We start from the raw sequence: 16,307 nt of genomic DNA, 5'->3' as shown, positions 1-16,307 counted from the left end.
CAGATGCAATATACAGAAATTATGGTTCGTTATGGCGAACTATCAACTAAAGGCAAAAACCGACGTTCTTTTATTGACCGTTTAGGGACAAATACAAGAAATGCTTTAGCAAGTTTTAAAAATCTTGAAATTAAAGCGCATCGTGACAGAATGCATATTCGTTTGAACGGGGAAGACTATCATCAAGTCTCTCAACGTGTTCAAAAGATTTTTGGGATCCAAAATTTTTCACCAGCAATCAAAGTAGCACGCGATGTTGAACAGGTTAAACAAACAGCGATCTCTGTTTTCAACGAAGTTTTTTATGATGGAATGACCTTCAAAATAAATACTCGTCGTTCTGATCATAATTTTGAATATGATACCAATCAGCTGAATGATATCCTTGGGGGAACGATTTTAGAAAATTTTCCTGGGATCAAAGTTAAAATGAAGCAACCTGATATTATTTTGCGAGTTGAAGTACGGCTTGATGGCATCTACCTTTCGTACGAACAGATCCCCGGAGCTGGAGGTTTACCAGTAGGCACTGCTGGCAAGGGTTTATTGATGCTTTCTGGTGGGATCGATTCTCCTGTTGCGGGGTACCTGGCTTTAAAACGTGGGGTTGATTTAGAAATGGTTCATTTCTATAGTCCGCCGTATACCAGTGAACAAGCTTTGAACAAAGCTAAAGAACTGACGACTAAGTTGGCTCCATATGCTGGTAAAATCAAGTTTATTCAAGTCCCATTTATAGAAATCCAAGAAACTGTCAAAAGTGACGTTCCAGCAAGTTATTTAATGACTATTCAGCGCCGATTTATGTTACGCCTTTGTGAGAAAATCGCTGAGAATAGAAATGCTTTGGCGATCTTTAATGGTGAGTCTTTGGGGCAGGTTGCTTCACAAACAATGGAGAGCATGGCTGCGATCAATGATGTAACTTCACTACCTGTTTTGCGTCCGGTCGTTTCAATGGATAAAAATGATATTATTAAAGTTGCAGAGAAAATCGATACTTTCGAATTATCGATCAAACCATATGAAGATTGTTGTACGATTTTTGCTCCAAGCGCGCCAAAGACAAAGCCGCGTATCGATCGTGCACGTGAATATGAAAGCAAATTAGATGTAGTCGGTTTGATCGATCGTGCTCTTGCAGGTATCAAAATAACTGAAATCGGCAGTGATGACCATTATTTGAACGCCCAAGAAGATTCCTTTGCTGAATTACTTTAAAAATAACCTGGAGATTTCATTTAGCCTTGACGTATGTTATGAGCAAGGTTAGAATTATTTCATAAAGCTTTGACCAAGAGGGTTAATGGGTACTCACTATTACAGAGAGAAATGGGTGGTGTAACATTTCAGTGAGCTGTTAACTGTAGCTTGCCAGCTGTTGTTTTGAACTAATAGTAAAAACGACCGGATCTCCATCCGTTAACACAGAATTTAAGTGGGGTTTAATAGCCCAATTTAGGTGGTACCACGGCACTGTCGTCCTAATTTAGAGGATGATAGTGCTTTTTTTATACAGAGAGAAGCAAGCTGGGAGAGTCTGAGTACCAATAGACTCAGACGTTATGACAAGTTTCTTTTTTGTCGTGAAGTCGGAATTTGTTGGACGGAAAGTTCTGGCATGAGCAACTCGACCAAAAAGAAAAGTGGAAATGAGACCAGGGCTGGTTAAAAGCCTTTTAATAAAAAAGCTTGGTTTAAAGAGAACAAGTTTTAAAAGTTTAGTTCTTCCTGAATTATTCATACTTTTCGTTGCAGTTAAAACTTTGTGCAAAGTTACTTTAGTGTGTAAAAAAAGCAGCTTTTTGTTAGTTTTGTTGTCGGACTGTTTAAAAAAGGACAGACTTCACCCTTTCCCTAAGAAAAACATTTTTTATTTTGTGAGTTCACAGCGGATATATTTTTAGATTTTGAATCTTGAACAGTGTCTGCCAAAATAATTTATCGAACACATTGGTCTGAGATAAATGGACCCAGACTTGACGCGCATGGTGCGTGACCTTAGCTGCCACATGGAGTAATTTAAAACGGATCGTCCCGACCTGAGCGTGTTTAAGCTTTGTTGGTAAAACTAAGTTCTTCATGGCTTGCAGTATATTATAAGCGACCCCAGCTACCAGCATCCGGAACTCATTGGCCTCAAAACTAGAACTGTCCGTTTTATCAAAGTGAAAGCCACGTTTAACTTCTTTGATCAAGTCTTCCATGGAACCGCGTTGGTGATAGAGGGCAAAGACTTGTGGACCGCTTAATTCTTCCAAGTTGGTCACGATAAACTCATGGTCAAACAGAAAGTTGCCCGCCGGCCGCGTTGATTTAATAATCACACGATAAGGTCGTGACCAACTTTGAGGACAATAGTCTCGCAGGACATGCCATTGGACTTCAGCTTCGGTGAAGTCCTGGTCACCCACTTGGATCAGGTGCTCAGCCCGACTTTGGAGCTGGTAGTTCGCTTTTAAACGAATCACGAACTTAGCCTGCTTTTTATCACACGCATGGTAGATCCCTGGAGCTGCGAAACCAGAATCTCCCCGCACTAAGACATCCAGGGAAGATCCGTCATAGGCCCGTAAGCTCCGTAATAAAAATTTAGTCGCACCTTGGGAAGTATAGCGATTGCCGGGGCGTAATTGAGCATTCAACAAGCAGCCCGATAAAGCATCAAAGGCTAGTAAAGGATGATAACCGTTGGTCTGGTAGTGACCGTTATAAGCACTCTTTTCTTGGTCACCAAACGTATCGGCATGTGTCGAATCTAGATCAAGGATCAGCTGATGTTGATTTAGCTGCCCAAGAACAAAGTGAGCTACCGAGCCGAGCAATGATTTGACTGAAAAGAGCCCAGACGCTGAAATGTGATTGATAAAGCGTGAAAGTGTCGGCTGGGAAGCGACCGCTTGAGACAAGACCAGCTTAAAATCAACGGCGTGTGACAAGGTATTAGCCGACTGATCTTGGCAGTATCCTGCCAGCAATTGCAACAGCAACTGCTTAAATAAATTGTTCAAGGGAAAGGTACAATATTTACGGTCATCTTTAAAATGCAAGTTATCTTCTAAGAGCTGGTCAAAGTGAATTTGGTGCAGAAATTCAGCAATTAATAAAGTTCCGGCATCGTTCGCTAACTCACCACCGTCATTAGAAATGTTGATCTGGTCATTGAATAAAAGTTTTTCATGATGTAAAGTTGACATAAGGAGCACTCCTGTTCTTTGTGGTTTTCATCGACTTTACAATAGCACAGGATGTGCTCTTTTTGTACACCCAACAGGTGAAAAACGAAAAAGATGCGAACTAGCATGACAACAACAAAAAGTAGTCCTTAAGGGAAAAGTATGAATAATTCAGGTTCTTTGTTTAAAAATAAATGAATTAATAGAAAGGATGAAATAAATGGCTAAAGATATTGAAATGTCAACAAAATATGAGCCAACGGCCGTTGAAAGCGGCCGCTATAAGAAATGGTTGGATGAGGATTTATTTAAGCCTAGTGGTGATACTGCCGCTAAACCTTATTCAGTTGTTATCCCACCACCAAATGTTACTGGTAAATTACACTTAGGACACGCTTGGGACACAACATTGCAAGATATGATCATTCGTCAAAAACGGATGCAGGGGTTTGATACCCTATGGCTCCCTGGAATGGACCATGCCGGGATCGCAACTCAAGCAAAAGTTGAAGCTCGTTTGGCTGAAAGTGGTGTTTCGCGTTACGATCTTGGGCGTGAAAAATTCGTTGATAAGGTCTGGGAATGGAAAGATGAATACGCAGATATTATCAAACAGCAGTGGGCTAAGCTGGGTTTATCCTTGGATTATAGTCGGGAACGTTTTACTTTTGATGAAGGACTTTCAAAAGCGGTACGCAAAGTTTTTGTTGCTTTATATGAAAAAGGCCTGATCTATCGAGGCGAATATATTATCAACTGGGATCCGAAAGCCCGGACTGCACTATCAGATATTGAGGTAATTCATCAAGATGACAAGGGTGTTTTTTATCATGTTAAATATCCCTTTGTTGACGAAACTACATTTAACGGAAAAAATTATATAGAGATCGCTACTACTCGTCCGGAAACGATGGTGGGAGACGTAGCAATTGCTGTTAATCCTAAAGATGAACGCTATAAAGAATTAGTTGGTAAAGAAGTGATCTTACCACTAAATGGCAGACACTTAGAAATTATTGCTGATCAGTATGTTGATCCTGACTTTGGAACAGGAATGGTCAAAATCACTCCTGCCCATGATCCTAATGATTTTGAAGTGGGAAATCGGCATAACCTTGAACGCATCAATACCATGAATGAGGATGCTTCCTTAAATGATAAGGCGGGCGAATATGCAGGTATGGATCGTTTTACAGCTCGTGAGGCAATTGTTGAAGACCTTAAAGAGCAAGATTATCTTTTATCTGAAGAGCCCATTGTGCATAGTGTGGGACATTCAGAACGGACAGGTGTTCAGGTCGAGGCTCGCTTGTCAACTCAGTGGTTTGTTAAGATGAAGCCTTTAGCGAAAGCGGCTTTAAAGAATCAACAAACTGATGACAGAGTGAACTTTGTTCCAGAACGTTTTGAACACACGTTTACGCAATGGATGGAAAATGTTCACGATTGGGTCATTTCCAGACAGCTTTGGTGGGGTCATCAGATCCCAGCCTGGTATCATAAGCAGACTGGCGAGATTTATGTTGGTGAAAAAGCACCAAGTGATCTGGAAAATTGGGAACAAGACTCTGATGTTTTGGATACCTGGTTCTCCAGCGCTTTATGGCCATTTTCTACTATGGGTTGGCCCGATAAAAATGCTCTTGATTTTCAACGTTATTTCCCAACCGATACTTTAGTAACGGGTTACGACATTATTTTCTTCTGGGTTTCACGGATGATTTTTCAAAGTAAAGAATTTACAGGACGTCGTCCATTTAAAAATGTCTTGATCCACGGCTTGATCCGTGATGAAGAAGGCCGTAAGATGAGTAAGTCTTTAGGCAATGGTATCGATCCGATGGATGTTATTAAAAAATACGGTGCAGATGCTTTACGCTGGTTCTTAGCCACTGGTTCAACGCCAGGACAAGATATTCGTTTTTCATATAAGAAGATGGATTCGGCCTGGAACTTTATCAATAAGATTTGGAATGCCAGCCGTTTTGCTATTATGAACTTTGATGAGGATACAACAGCTCAATTACCTGATAAAAGTGAATGGCAACTTGCAGATAAGTGGATCTTAAGCAGATTAAACACTACTATTCATGAAGTTACACGTTTGTTTGACCAATTTGAATTTGGTGAAGCAGGGCGTGCTTTATATAACTTTATTTGGAATGATCTTTGTGACTGGTATATTGAAATGGCCAAGGAAGATTTTTATGGCAAGGGTCAGTCCCTTAAGCATAATACACAAAATATCTTGTGTTATGTTTTAGATCAAACATTGCGTTTGCTGCACCCGATCATGCCTTTTGTGACGGAAGAGATCTGGTTAGCAATGCCGCACGATGGTACATCATTAGTTGTAGCTGCTTATCCTGAAGAAAATGAAGATTTTTATGATGAAGCTGCTGAAAAAGGAATGGAGAATTTGATCGAGCTGATCAAAGCTGTTCGTAATATTCGAGCTGATGCCAATGCTCCACTGTCATCATCAGTCGATATTTTGATTAAAACAGCGACATTAGAAACGAAAAAGATTTTTGAAAATAATCAGGATTATATCGAACGTTTCTGTCATCCAGAATCGTTACAGATCGGTGCTGATGTAAACGCACCTACTTTGGCAATGACAGCGGTGATCAGCGGAGCGGAAGTTTATATCCCACTTGCTGGTTTAGTTGATTTGAGTCAAGAAGTACAAAGATTGCAAAAAGAAATCGACAAGTTAGAAAACGAAGTTGCACGTGGTGAAAAGAAATTAAGTAATCAGGGATTTGTTAATAATGCACCAGAACAATTAGTTGCTGAGGAAAAAGAAAAGCTTAGCGGTTACCGAGAAAAACTTACTGCAACCACAGTCCGACTCGCTGAAGTCAAAAAAGAATTGTAAGCAATCCAAAGAACAAGGAAAACCAGCAAAGGTTTCCTTGTTTTTTTCGATGAAATTTTGTAATGATTTGCGTATAATATATGGGGTAATGGCAGGAAATGCCAGAATAGATTTAGAAAATGATATTTCTAAGGAGTCAGGCGGATAGTAATATGGGTAAAGTAAGTAATTATGAAGAGGCGTTAGACTTCATACATGGGAGGCATAAGTTCGTTAAATATCCGACTTTAAAACGGATGCGGCGTTTTGCTGAACTATTGGGCAACCCTCAAGAAAAGTTATCAATGATCCACGTTACAGGAACAAATGGTAAAGGGTCTGTGACGGCTTATTTGCGTGACCTATTGCTTGGAGAAGGTTATGATGTCGGTACTTTTACCTCTCCTTTTATTGAAAAATTTAATGAACGAATTTCAATGAATGGGAAGATGGTCAGTGATGAAACGATTTTGTCCTTAGTGCAAGAGGTTAGGCCGGTTGTGGATCAATTAGATATTGAGTTTAAAGAGGCAGGCGGCGGTCCGACTGAATTTGAGGTCATTACAGCCATGATGTTCTTGTATTTTAGCAAACACCAACCTGATTTTTTGATCGTTGAAGTCGGAATTGGCGGGACCTACGATGCAACAAACATCATTCAACCGTTGATCTCAGTGATTACTTCGGTAGGTATGGATCATATGCAGATCTTAGGTAATACTTTGGCTGCGATCGCAGAAAATAAAGCGGGGATCATCAAAAAAAATGTGCCTGTTATCTGTGGTAAGCTGTTGCCAGAAGTGCAAGATATCATTAAGCAAAAAAGTGAGTCTATGAATGCAGACTTGTATTTGTTTGAGCGAGATTTTTTCGCCACAGCAAAACAATTGCCGAATTTTTGGGGTGAGACCTTTGATTATCGTTTCAAAGATCATCTTTTAAAAAATGCTCAAATACAAATGGTCGGTGATTATCAAATCGAAAATGCTTCAGTGGCATTAACAGCCTTTTTGGTCCTGTTGGAGCAGCGTTCTCCTTTCGTACCAATGAACCAGTTAAACAGATACTTAAGAAGAACTATCTGGCCTGGCAGGTTTGAAAAGTTGGTTGATGAACCTCTCATAGTTTTAGATGGGGCACACAATTTACCCGCGATGCAGGGAATCAGCCGAACTCTTAAGACTAAGTTTAATAGTCGCAAAATATATGTTTTACTAGCTGTTTTGAAAGATAAACAGTTTAATGAAATGATTGCTGAATTAGAGAAGCTGCCCAATGTCACCCTTGTTTTGACAACCTTTGATGCGCCGCGAGCAACTTTCAAACGTGAGGAATTAGACGCTAAGTGGGCTAATATCTCAATGTATGAGAAGTGGAATGCTGCCTTGCTCACACTGATCAACAACATGGAGGCTGATGATATGTTGCTGATTACGGGCTCTTTGTATTTTGTGTCAGAAGTGAGAAAGTATTTTAAGTAAAAGTTAGGAGTATAGAGTTGAAACCAGAATTAGTTATTTTTGATATGGATGGCGTTGTATTTGATTCTGAGAAAGTATATTACACAGCAAATAAGATGGCTGCTGATGAGTTGGGAATGGAGTACTCAATGGAGTATTACCGCAGGTTCATTGGAGCTGGAAATGAACAGATGGTCACGGCGATGACGGCTGACTTTGGAGATTCAAAATTGATTAAAAAGTTTATGGAACGTAGTTTTAATTTGATCGATCCACTAGTTTCAGCTGGTAAGATGGAACTGAAAAAGGGCTTTCTCGAATTGACTAGTTTTTTGCAGAAGACACAAACGCCATATGTTTTGGCTTCAAGCAATGATCGTCACCAAATCGATTTTTACTTGCAGACATTAAAAATGGATCTGGGTTTTGATTTAATCATTTCTGCAGATGACGTTAAACAAGCTAAACCATCATCTGAAATTTTTAATCAAGCATGGGAGCAAGCTGGACATCCGGCTAAGGAAAAAACTTTGGTGATCGAGGATTCACATAATGGGATCGTAGCTGCTAATCGAGCTGGCATCCCCGTAGCAATGGTGCCTGATTTGATACAGCCAACTGAATATGATTCGAAAAATACTTTTGGTGTTTTTAAGGATCTGCAGGAATTAAATAATATTTTAAAATAAAAAAGTTAAATTTGACCTTTTCTGCGTATATATTACTTGGAGGGGTAAAGATGACACTTATAAATTCTTTTGATATAAATTTTTTAGCCGACCAGATCGAGCATTATGGAACACAAGAACTGACTGATCGTGAATTATTGTTTTGCGTTTGTTGCAGTGCTTTTTCTAAAAGAGACGCAACAACTATTACAGGAAAGTTTTTTTCCCAATATGAAGACTTAGAACAGATGCAGTATCTGACAGACCAAGAGATTCGCGACTTATTACCGGAGAATCAGAAAAACTGGTTTTTTGAAGTCTTGAGCGAGTTTGCGCAAAGATTTGAAAAAAGACCGTCCTTAGCTTTAGGGACAGTTTACTCCAGTAAAAAAATTGGTGAATATATGTCACAGATGTATGGTTGTGCTAAGCAAGAACATTTAGTTGGCATTTATCTGGATACTAAAAACCAAGTTCTTTTGCAAAAGAGTATTTTTAAAGGTACCTTGAATTCAGCTACTGTTCATCCACGAGAGATTTTTAAAGAAGCTGTTAAGTGTAGTGCGGCTCGCTTTATGGTCGTGCACAATCATCCTAGCGGAAATGTAACACCTTCTAAAAATGATCTTGCGTTAACGGACAGATTACTTGAGTGTGGCGAAATGCTAGGGATCACTTTGTTGGACCATATTATCGTAGGCGATAACTCATATTTGAGTATGCGTGAAGAAGAGCTCATTGCATAAAATTGTTCTTAAATTAAAAAAGATTCGTGCCCTGAAAGAAGGAATGACTATCAGTGTGCGAGTCTTTTTTTATAAGTAAAGGAAATTTGGATGATTTGATAAAAATTTTTGAGGCAAAAATGAACTGTATCCGCTAGTGTATTGTGGAAGGCTTTAAAATGTGGTAAACTTGCACAAGTACAAGTGTTGAAAGGAATATAAAATGTTAACAGGAAAAGTACGTTCTTTTAATAAAGATAAGGGCTTTGGTTTTATTACTCCAGATGATGGTGGCGATGATTTTTTCGTACATTTTTCTGCAATTTTGACCACCGGTTATAAAGTTTTGGAAGCCGGACAAAAAGTCAGCTTTGTTTCGGTTGAGGGAATCAGAGGACCACAAGCTTGTGATGTGACGATTTTAACTGAGTGATTCTGTGCTCATTAATTTGAGAAATTCTTAATAAAGATGCGCTAAGTAAATAGAATGCTTATGTTATAATTCGGTATTAACTAAAAATAAAAGTATTAGACATTGTGAAGGGATGAAAAAAAGTGTTCGGAATGGGAACGAAGAATATCGGGATCGATCTCGGTACAGCAAATACAATAGTTTATGCTGAGGGGAAAGGTATCGTTTTACGTGAACCTTCAGTAGTTGCTAAGAATACTAAATCTGGTGAGATCGTTTCTGTTGGATCAGAGGCTCGTAACATGATCGGCCGTACTCCGGCAAGTATTGTTGCGATCCGTCCAATGAAAGACGGTGTCATCGCGGATTATGATACAACTGCTGCTATGATGAAATACTATATTGACAAGGGTTTGGGCAAGCATAGCAGCAAACCATATGTTATGGTTTGTGTACCAAGCGGTGTAACGGAAGTCGAAAAACGTGCTGTGATCGATGCAACAAGAGTTGCTGGTGCTAAAGATGCTTATGTAATTGAAGAACCATTTGCTGCTGCCATTGGTGCTGGTTTGCCAGTCATGGATCCAACAGGAAGTATGGTTGTTGATATTGGTGGTGGGACAACAGATGTTGCAACTATTTCATTAGGCGGTATAGTTTCTAGTCGTTCGATCCGGATGGCTGGTGATCGATTAGATGAATCTATCGTATCTTTCGTGCGGAAGAATTATAATTTATTGATCGGTGAACGTACAGCTGAACAATTAAAGATCGATCTTGCTTCTGCTTCTGTTGAAGCTGCTAAGCAGTTAGATGCACAATCGATTCGAGGTCGTGATTTAGTAACTGGTTTGCCGAAGACGATCGAAATCAAGGCTGAAGCAGTCGCTAATGCTATTCAAGAAGTTGTTCAAGAAATCATTACAGCTATTAAAGAAACCCTTGAGGAAACTTCTCCTGAAATTGCTGCTGATGTTATCGATCATGGGATCGTGCTAACTGGCGGCGGTGCTTTATTGCGTCATCTTCCAGAAGTGATTTCTGATGCCACCAAAGTTCCTGTTTTCGTAGCTTCTGAACCTTTAGATTGTGTTGCGATCGGAACAGGCGAGTCGCTTAAAAGTATTGATGTTATGAAAAAGAATTAGTTCTTAGAGAAAAATTAGTTGGGGGTTGGAGTCGTTTTTCTCCAACCTCTTAATTTTTTATGTAGTTTATGCTGAATAATATGACTGACAAGTATTACTGGTAAAATAAACAAGGCAGTGATCAATTACAGTAATATTTTATAAGTTAGTCGTAATACGAGGAGGTTTCAAGTTTGCAAAAATTCTCATTCAATAAGAGATTGGTAGTTACAATGATCATCTTGATCATTGGCTTTTTATTGATAGCTTTTTCAATTAGTGTGCGAAATAACCGAAAAGCTCCAATTTTTGTTCAGCAGATCGGTAATGAAGCTGGTGGAATAGTTGAGCGTGTCGTTGGTGTTCCAATGAACGGATTGGGTCATGCATCAGATTCAGTCAAGGGTTTATACAATACTTATACTGAAAATAAGAAATTGAAAAAAGAGGTAGATACAATAGCTACCCAAAAAGTTGAAAACCAAACTTTGAAAAATGAAAATAAGCATTTAAAGCAACAATTAAAACTTAATGAGACGTTAAGCTCTTATAGTAAGATCAATGCTGTTGTGTTGAGTCGGACTCCTTCTTCATGGCAAGATCAAGTTGTGATAAATAAAGGAGCAGTTGCAGGTGTGAAGAAAAACGACCCAGTTGTTTCTAGAAAAGGTCTCGTCGGCCGAGTCACAGAAGTTAATCAAACAAATAGTAAGATTGAGTTACTGTCAACTAGCAATGATTCTGCTAACCGATTTGCAGTTCGCTTACAGGGTAAAGATGGAACAGTGATCAATGGGTTGATCACTGGTTATAGCACGTCAAAAAATCAGCTGATCATGGGACAGATCACTTCTAAAGAAAAAATTTCCAAGGGGGCGCAGATCACAACTTCAGGCATGGGAGGAATCACTCCTCAGGGCTTATTAGTGGGTAAAGTCGTCCGTGCGGCTAATGACGATGAGGGACTTCCAGCCAAAGTTTATATTAAACCTGCTGCCGATTTTAATGATTTAGATGTTGTAACGGTTGCAAGGAGAGTTGATTAGGAGTTTTGTGACATGAGAATTTCGAAAATGAGATATTTTTTCCCGATAGGAACTTTTTTATTTCTTTTTTTAGATGGTTCGCTTAGCCATCTTTTTGCCCCTTCTTTTTTTACTAGTAGTACTTCAGTTGAGAGTCGACTTATTTTGTTATGGTTGGTTCTGGGCATTTGCTATGGCAAGGTCGATCACTTGTTAGCATGGTCAGCTGTAGCTGGACTTTTTTTCGATCTTTTCTATACGGGTGTTTTAGGTATTTTTACGCTGTTACTACCCTTTATGGTTTATTTGACTAGAAATATTGTAACGTTTTTTAATCGCTCATTTATTGTGGTATTATTAATATATTTAATAGATATCACTATTTTGACAACTCTTTTTTATTGGGTGAATGCATTGATCGGTTTTACATCGGCATCTGCTGTGACGTTTATAGCTCGCACTTTAGGTCCGACTTTAGCGTATAATTTGGCAGGCTATGTAATCTTGTACTGGCCATTGAAAATGTTTTTTGAAAAATTTAGTTAAGGATGTGTGGAAGAATGCAAGCTGTCGTTTTAAAAGGGTATAACAACGGCTATGAATTGATTTTAGAGCCGACTGCCAGCTTTACTGAAATAAAAGTAGAATTGAGTAATTTGATGGAGAAATTACACAATGATGAAACTGCAGATCGTACTAAAAAGTATTCTTTCAACATTAATACAGGGATGATACTTTACACAGCCGAGCAAAAACAAGCTTTGGAAAATATTTTTGCTAACTACCCGCGTTTTTCGATTCATAAGATCCAAAGTTCGGTGATCGAAAAACAAGAGGCACAAGAAATAGTTGACAGTACAACGGTGCACGTTAATGGTGATATTATTCGCAATGGGCAGGATAAACTCGTTCAAGGAGATTTGCTTTTTTTAGGCACATTGCATGAAGGCGGTATTCTAAGAGCAACAGGCAGTATTTTTGTTTTAGGAACTGCGAACGGTGTTCTTTGTGCGGGTCATGAGAATAATACAAGCGCTGTTCTTGCTGGAAATTTGAAAAATGCTCAGCAATTACGAATTGCTGATTTGGTAGATATTGTTAACGAAGATAAAAAAATTTCAGAGACAGATCAAATGAGTGCACTTTTCGTGAATGATCTGCATGCTTTGGCACTAACTCGGATCGAACAGTTAAAAACAACTAGGCCAAAGTTATTCATAAAGGCAGGGGGATTTTAGAATGGGAAAAGCAGTTGTTATTACATCTGGTAAGGGCGGTGTTGGTAAAACAACAACGTCGGCAAATCTGGGAACTGCGCTGGCTTTAATGGACAAAAAAGTGTGTTTGGTTGACTTAGACATTGGTTTGCGTAATCTAGACGTAGTCTTGGGCTTAGATAATAGAATAATTTATGATATTGTCGATGTTGCTGAAGGACGTGCCAAACTTCCACAAGCTTTGATCAAAGATAAGAGATTTAATGACAAATTATTTTTATTACCGGCTGCGCAAAATGCTGACAAAACCTCGTTGACACCCGACCAAGCCATCGAGATTGTTGAAGAGTTAAAGAGTGAATTTGATTATGTATTTTTGGATTGTCCGGCAGGGATCGAACAAGGGTTTATGAACGCCGTTGCTGGAGCTGACGAAGCAATCGTTGTTTCGACGCCTGAGATCTCAGCAGTACGAGATGCTGATCGTGTTGTTGGCTTACTGGAACAACAAGATTTAGATAAACCGCCAATGCTTGTTATTAACCGGATCCGCAAAAACATGATGAATGAAGGAAATATGATGGATGTCGATGAAATTACCAGACATCTTTCCATCGAACTTTTAGGGATCGTTTTTGACGAGGATGAAGTTATTGCCACCTCTAACAAGGGAGAACCGATCGTTTTATATGAAAAAAATCCAGCTGCACAAGGATATCGAGATATTGCGCGACGTATGGACGGTGAGACAGTACCTTTAATGTCGTTGAAAGAACCTAAAAAAAGCGGCTTTTTTCAAAAAATTGGTGCATGGTTCAAAAAGGATAAATAGCAATGGTTTAAAGTTGGGGTCATCATCAGAACGGTGGCCTTTTTTATTTTCAGAATTTTTAGTCAAAGCAAATGACTAGCGGGTTTATGAATGATACTTATATACATTATTCGTCATCTTTGCTATAATTTTTTTGTATCTATTTCGGACATGGTGGTGAGTTTTCGTGAATTTGATTTTTAATATTGTATTTTTGGTGTTTTTTGTAAATACTCTTTTTGCCATCGTGACGGTTTTTAAAGAAAAAAGAGATATTGCTGCAACTTGGGCATGGTTGTTAGTTTTAAATTTACTTCCAGGTATCGGATTTTTGATTTATTTGTTTGCAGGAAAAAAGATTTCTAAAGAGCGGATCTTTGATATTAAAGTTCAGGAAAAATTAGGGATCGATCAGCTTGTGTCTTTGCAAAAAGAACAGTGGAGCGAAAAGGAACTGTTACCTTATGATGTGTTGACTAATGAAGCACAACAAACTGCCCGTCTTTTTTTAGATGCTGATCAGGCAATATTTACCAACCATAATGAGGTCAAGGTGTTTACTGATGGAAAAGACAAGTTTTCCAAGTTGTTGGATGATATCCAGCACGCTAAAGATCACATACATATTGAATATTATACGTTCTATAGTGACAAGATCGGTCACCAGATCCTGCAAGCTTTACAGGAAGCACAAAAAAGAGGTGTAACTGTACGGGTCATATATGATAGTATGGGTTCTCGCGGTCAGACTCGTCATTTTTTTAAACCATTGGAAGAATTAGGCGGTCAAGCCGAGCCATTCTTTGGGTCAAAAAAATCATATTTTCACAGCCCTCGTTTAAATTATCGTGATCATAGAAAAATCGTTGTGATAGATGGCGTGATCGGGTACATCGGCGGTTTTAATATTGGTGATCAGTATTTGGGACGCCTAGAAAAATTTGGTTACTGGCGAGACACTCATTTACGAGTCGTTGGTAACGCAGCAGTTGCTTTACAGTCACAATTTTTTATGGACTGGAATGCCACCGTTAAAAATTCTCCAGAATCTGCGCCAATTGAATATGCTGACAGATATTTTCCATTGCAGAGAGGCCAGGGGACGACTGGTATTCAAATCGTTTCTTCAGGACCGGATAACGAAACTGAGGCTATTAAGCTGGGATACTTGAAAATGATCAGTAATGCCCACGATTATATTTACATTCAAACTCCGTACTTGATCCCAGATGATTCTGTTATGGAGACTTTAGGAGTTGCGGCACTTTCAGGAGTCAAAGTGAAAATAATGATCCCTTCTAAACCTGACCATGCCTTTGTTTATCGTGCTACCGAATATTATGCTCAAGAGCTATTAGAAAAAAATGTTGAGATATATAAATATGATAATGGTTTTATGCATGCTAAAACAATGGTCGTGGATGGGCAAATGTGTTCAGTCGGTTCAGCAAACCTTGACTTTAGAAGTTTTAAGTTGAATTTTGAAGTAAATGCGTTTTGTTATGATCGTAAGCTAACTATTGAGTTGACAGATATTTTTGCGCAGGATCTGAACAATTGCACTAAATTAACTCCAGAATATTTTTCTAAACAGTCACGTTGGATGAAATTTAAGCAATATTTTTCACGGCTTCTGTCACCTATTTTATAAAAATAAAGTACATGTTTTTTAGTTGACTAAAGTTTTTCACTAAAAAAGCACGTATTTTATCTTTTTATGTACAAAAAATATTAGAAATGGAAATAACTATGTCGAAAAAGAAAAAAATACTAATAAGCTTTCTCACGTTAATTTTAGTAGTAGTAGTAGGTGGTATTTTAGGTTATGCTGCTAATTATTTAGTTACTTATGCTTTTGATAATCCCCATCGTACTGAAAAGCAGCTTAAATCTAAAGGACAGGAAAGAATAGACCAAGAGTGGTTAAGCAAGCAAAAAGATGGGTCACAGTGGGCTATGAGAGCGCAGGATACTAAGCAAAAACTTGTGGCCTTCTATTATCCGGCTAAAAAAGCGACAAAAAAAACCATTGTAGTTGCTCATGGTTATCAAGGAAGTCATTATACAATGGCTTCTTATATTAGAATGTTTCACGAGAAAGGCTACAATGTTTTGGCTCCTGATGATAGGGGGAGTGGTCAAAGTCAGGGGCGATATGTCACATTTGGTTATCCTGATAGTCGTGATTATCTAATCTGGGTCCAGCGGGTGATTGCAAAAAACGGCCGTGATTCCCAAATTGGATTGTTTGGTGTTAGTATGGGAGGAGCTACAGTCATGATGATGAGCGGCTTAAAATTACCGCACCAAGTTGAAGCTATAGTTGAAGATTGCGGCTATGATACAGTTGCAAATGAATTGACCTATCAATTAAAACAACAATTCAATATGCCTAAGGAGCCTTTGATCACTTTAAGCCTTTTGATAGCTCGATTCAGAGTGGGTCATAATTTTACTGAAGCTAGCTCTGTCAATGCTCTACATAAGAATAGATTGCCAGTGCTTTTTATTCATGGGCAAAAAGATACTTTTGTCCCGACCAAGATGGTTTATAATAACTTCAAGGCCACAGAAGGTGAAAAATATCTCTGGATCACTCTTAATACTAAGCACGCAGATTCCTTGAAAAATTATCCTCACAAATATCGGCAAAAAGTTGGGCAGTTTTACGACAAATTTTGGCAATAAAAAAGCAAGGCACATAAACGGGTCTAAACTTTTTAGTGTTGATGAGCGTTCATCAGCACTATTTTTGTACAAAAAAGGACATCATTTGTCCTCATATGCTACGATTAAAGCGATAAAACCAAATCAAAGCGAGGTATA

General features: G+C 38.7%; 14 protein-coding genes and 1 other annotated feature. Of the genes, 13 read left to right on the top strand and 1 reads right to left on the bottom strand.

From position 1 onward, the window contains the following. Nucleotides 1–3 precede the first annotated feature (3 nt). Nucleotides 4–1,221, top strand: coding sequence for a tRNA uracil 4-sulfurtransferase ThiI (gene thiI / locus BQ5903_RS07085; RefSeq protein ID WP_010494738.1), 1,218 nt, complete (start codon nucleotides 4–6; stop codon nucleotides 1,219–1,221). Nucleotides 1,222–1,281: 60 nt separating this feature from the next. Beyond that, nucleotides 1,282–1,490 (top strand) — a binding site (T-box leader). A gap of 396 nt (nucleotides 1,491–1,886) precedes the next feature. On the opposite strand, the gene BQ5903_RS07080 is transcribed toward thiI, so the two are convergent. After that, complete coding sequence (locus BQ5903_RS07080; RefSeq protein ID WP_079578404.1) at nucleotides 1,887–3,197, bottom strand: IS1380 family transposase; 1,311 nt, start codon at nucleotides 3,195–3,197, stop codon at nucleotides 1,887–1,889. A 199-nt stretch (nucleotides 3,198–3,396) separates the two neighbouring features. Here BQ5903_RS07080 and BQ5903_RS07075 point away from each other — a divergent pair, with 199 nt between their 5' ends. From BQ5903_RS07075 to BQ5903_RS07020, 12 genes are all read left to right on the top strand, one after another. Beyond that, nucleotides 3,397–6,057, top strand: a complete 2,661-nt coding sequence (locus BQ5903_RS07075) for a valine--tRNA ligase (protein WP_010494736.1) — start codon at nucleotides 3,397–3,399, stop codon at nucleotides 6,055–6,057. Nucleotides 6,058–6,209: 152 nt separating this feature from the next. Next, nucleotides 6,210–7,517 (top strand): bifunctional folylpolyglutamate synthase/dihydrofolate synthase, encoded by a 1,308-nt coding sequence (locus BQ5903_RS07070; RefSeq protein WP_010494734.1) that lies wholly within the window; start codon nucleotides 6,210–6,212, stop codon nucleotides 7,515–7,517. A 17-nt stretch (nucleotides 7,518–7,534) separates the two neighbouring features. Beyond that, on the top strand, nucleotides 7,535–8,185 hold the full coding sequence (locus BQ5903_RS07065; RefSeq protein WP_154022025.1) for an HAD family hydrolase: 651 nt from the start codon (nucleotides 7,535–7,537) through the stop codon (nucleotides 8,183–8,185). A 50-nt stretch (nucleotides 8,186–8,235) separates the two neighbouring features. Continuing rightward, nucleotides 8,236–8,910: a RadC family protein gene (radC, locus tag BQ5903_RS07060; RefSeq protein ID WP_029604921.1), complete on the top strand. Its 675-nt coding sequence runs from the start codon at nucleotides 8,236–8,238 to the stop codon at nucleotides 8,908–8,910. A 202-nt stretch (nucleotides 8,911–9,112) separates the two neighbouring features. Further along, nucleotides 9,113–9,322: a cold-shock protein gene (locus BQ5903_RS07055; protein WP_010494725.1), complete on the top strand. Its 210-nt coding sequence runs from the start codon at nucleotides 9,113–9,115 to the stop codon at nucleotides 9,320–9,322. A 122-nt stretch (nucleotides 9,323–9,444) separates the two neighbouring features. Next, entirely contained in the window at nucleotides 9,445–10,449 is a 1,005-nt protein-coding gene (locus BQ5903_RS07050; RefSeq protein WP_010494724.1) for a rod shape-determining protein, read from the top strand. Between the two features lie 173 nt (nucleotides 10,450–10,622). After that, nucleotides 10,623–11,474 (top strand): rod shape-determining protein MreC, encoded by an 852-nt coding sequence (mreC, locus tag BQ5903_RS07045; RefSeq protein WP_010494722.1) that lies wholly within the window; start codon nucleotides 10,623–10,625, stop codon nucleotides 11,472–11,474. A 12-nt stretch (nucleotides 11,475–11,486) separates the two neighbouring features. Further along, nucleotides 11,487–11,999 carry a rod shape-determining protein MreD gene (gene mreD / locus BQ5903_RS07040; protein WP_056988168.1) on the top strand — a complete coding sequence of 171 codons (513 nt, stop codon included), beginning with the start codon at nucleotides 11,487–11,489 and terminating at the stop codon, nucleotides 11,997–11,999. Between the two features lie 14 nt (nucleotides 12,000–12,013). After that, nucleotides 12,014–12,691, top strand: coding sequence for a septum site-determining protein MinC (locus tag BQ5903_RS07035; RefSeq protein WP_056971394.1), 678 nt, complete (start codon nucleotides 12,014–12,016; stop codon nucleotides 12,689–12,691). A gap of 1 nt (nucleotide 12,692) precedes the next feature. Continuing rightward, nucleotides 12,693–13,502: a septum site-determining protein MinD gene (gene minD / locus BQ5903_RS07030; RefSeq protein WP_010494714.1), complete on the top strand. Its 810-nt coding sequence runs from the start codon at nucleotides 12,693–12,695 to the stop codon at nucleotides 13,500–13,502. A 166-nt stretch (nucleotides 13,503–13,668) separates the two neighbouring features. Then, nucleotides 13,669–15,132: a cardiolipin synthase gene (gene cls, locus BQ5903_RS07025; RefSeq protein ID WP_056971396.1), complete on the top strand. Its 1,464-nt coding sequence runs from the start codon at nucleotides 13,669–13,671 to the stop codon at nucleotides 15,130–15,132. A 98-nt stretch (nucleotides 15,133–15,230) separates the two neighbouring features. Next, nucleotides 15,231–16,169: an alpha/beta hydrolase gene (locus BQ5903_RS07020; RefSeq protein WP_010494705.1), complete on the top strand. Its 939-nt coding sequence runs from the start codon at nucleotides 15,231–15,233 to the stop codon at nucleotides 16,167–16,169. Nucleotides 16,170–16,307 lie beyond the last annotated feature (138 nt).

The organism is Ligilactobacillus acidipiscis (assembly GCF_900116935.1).
Lineage (GTDB): Bacteria > Bacillota > Bacilli > Lactobacillales > Lactobacillaceae > Ligilactobacillus > Ligilactobacillus acidipiscis.
Note: the sequence above shows the minus strand (reverse complement) of the source record. Positions and strands in the feature narration are given on the sequence as shown.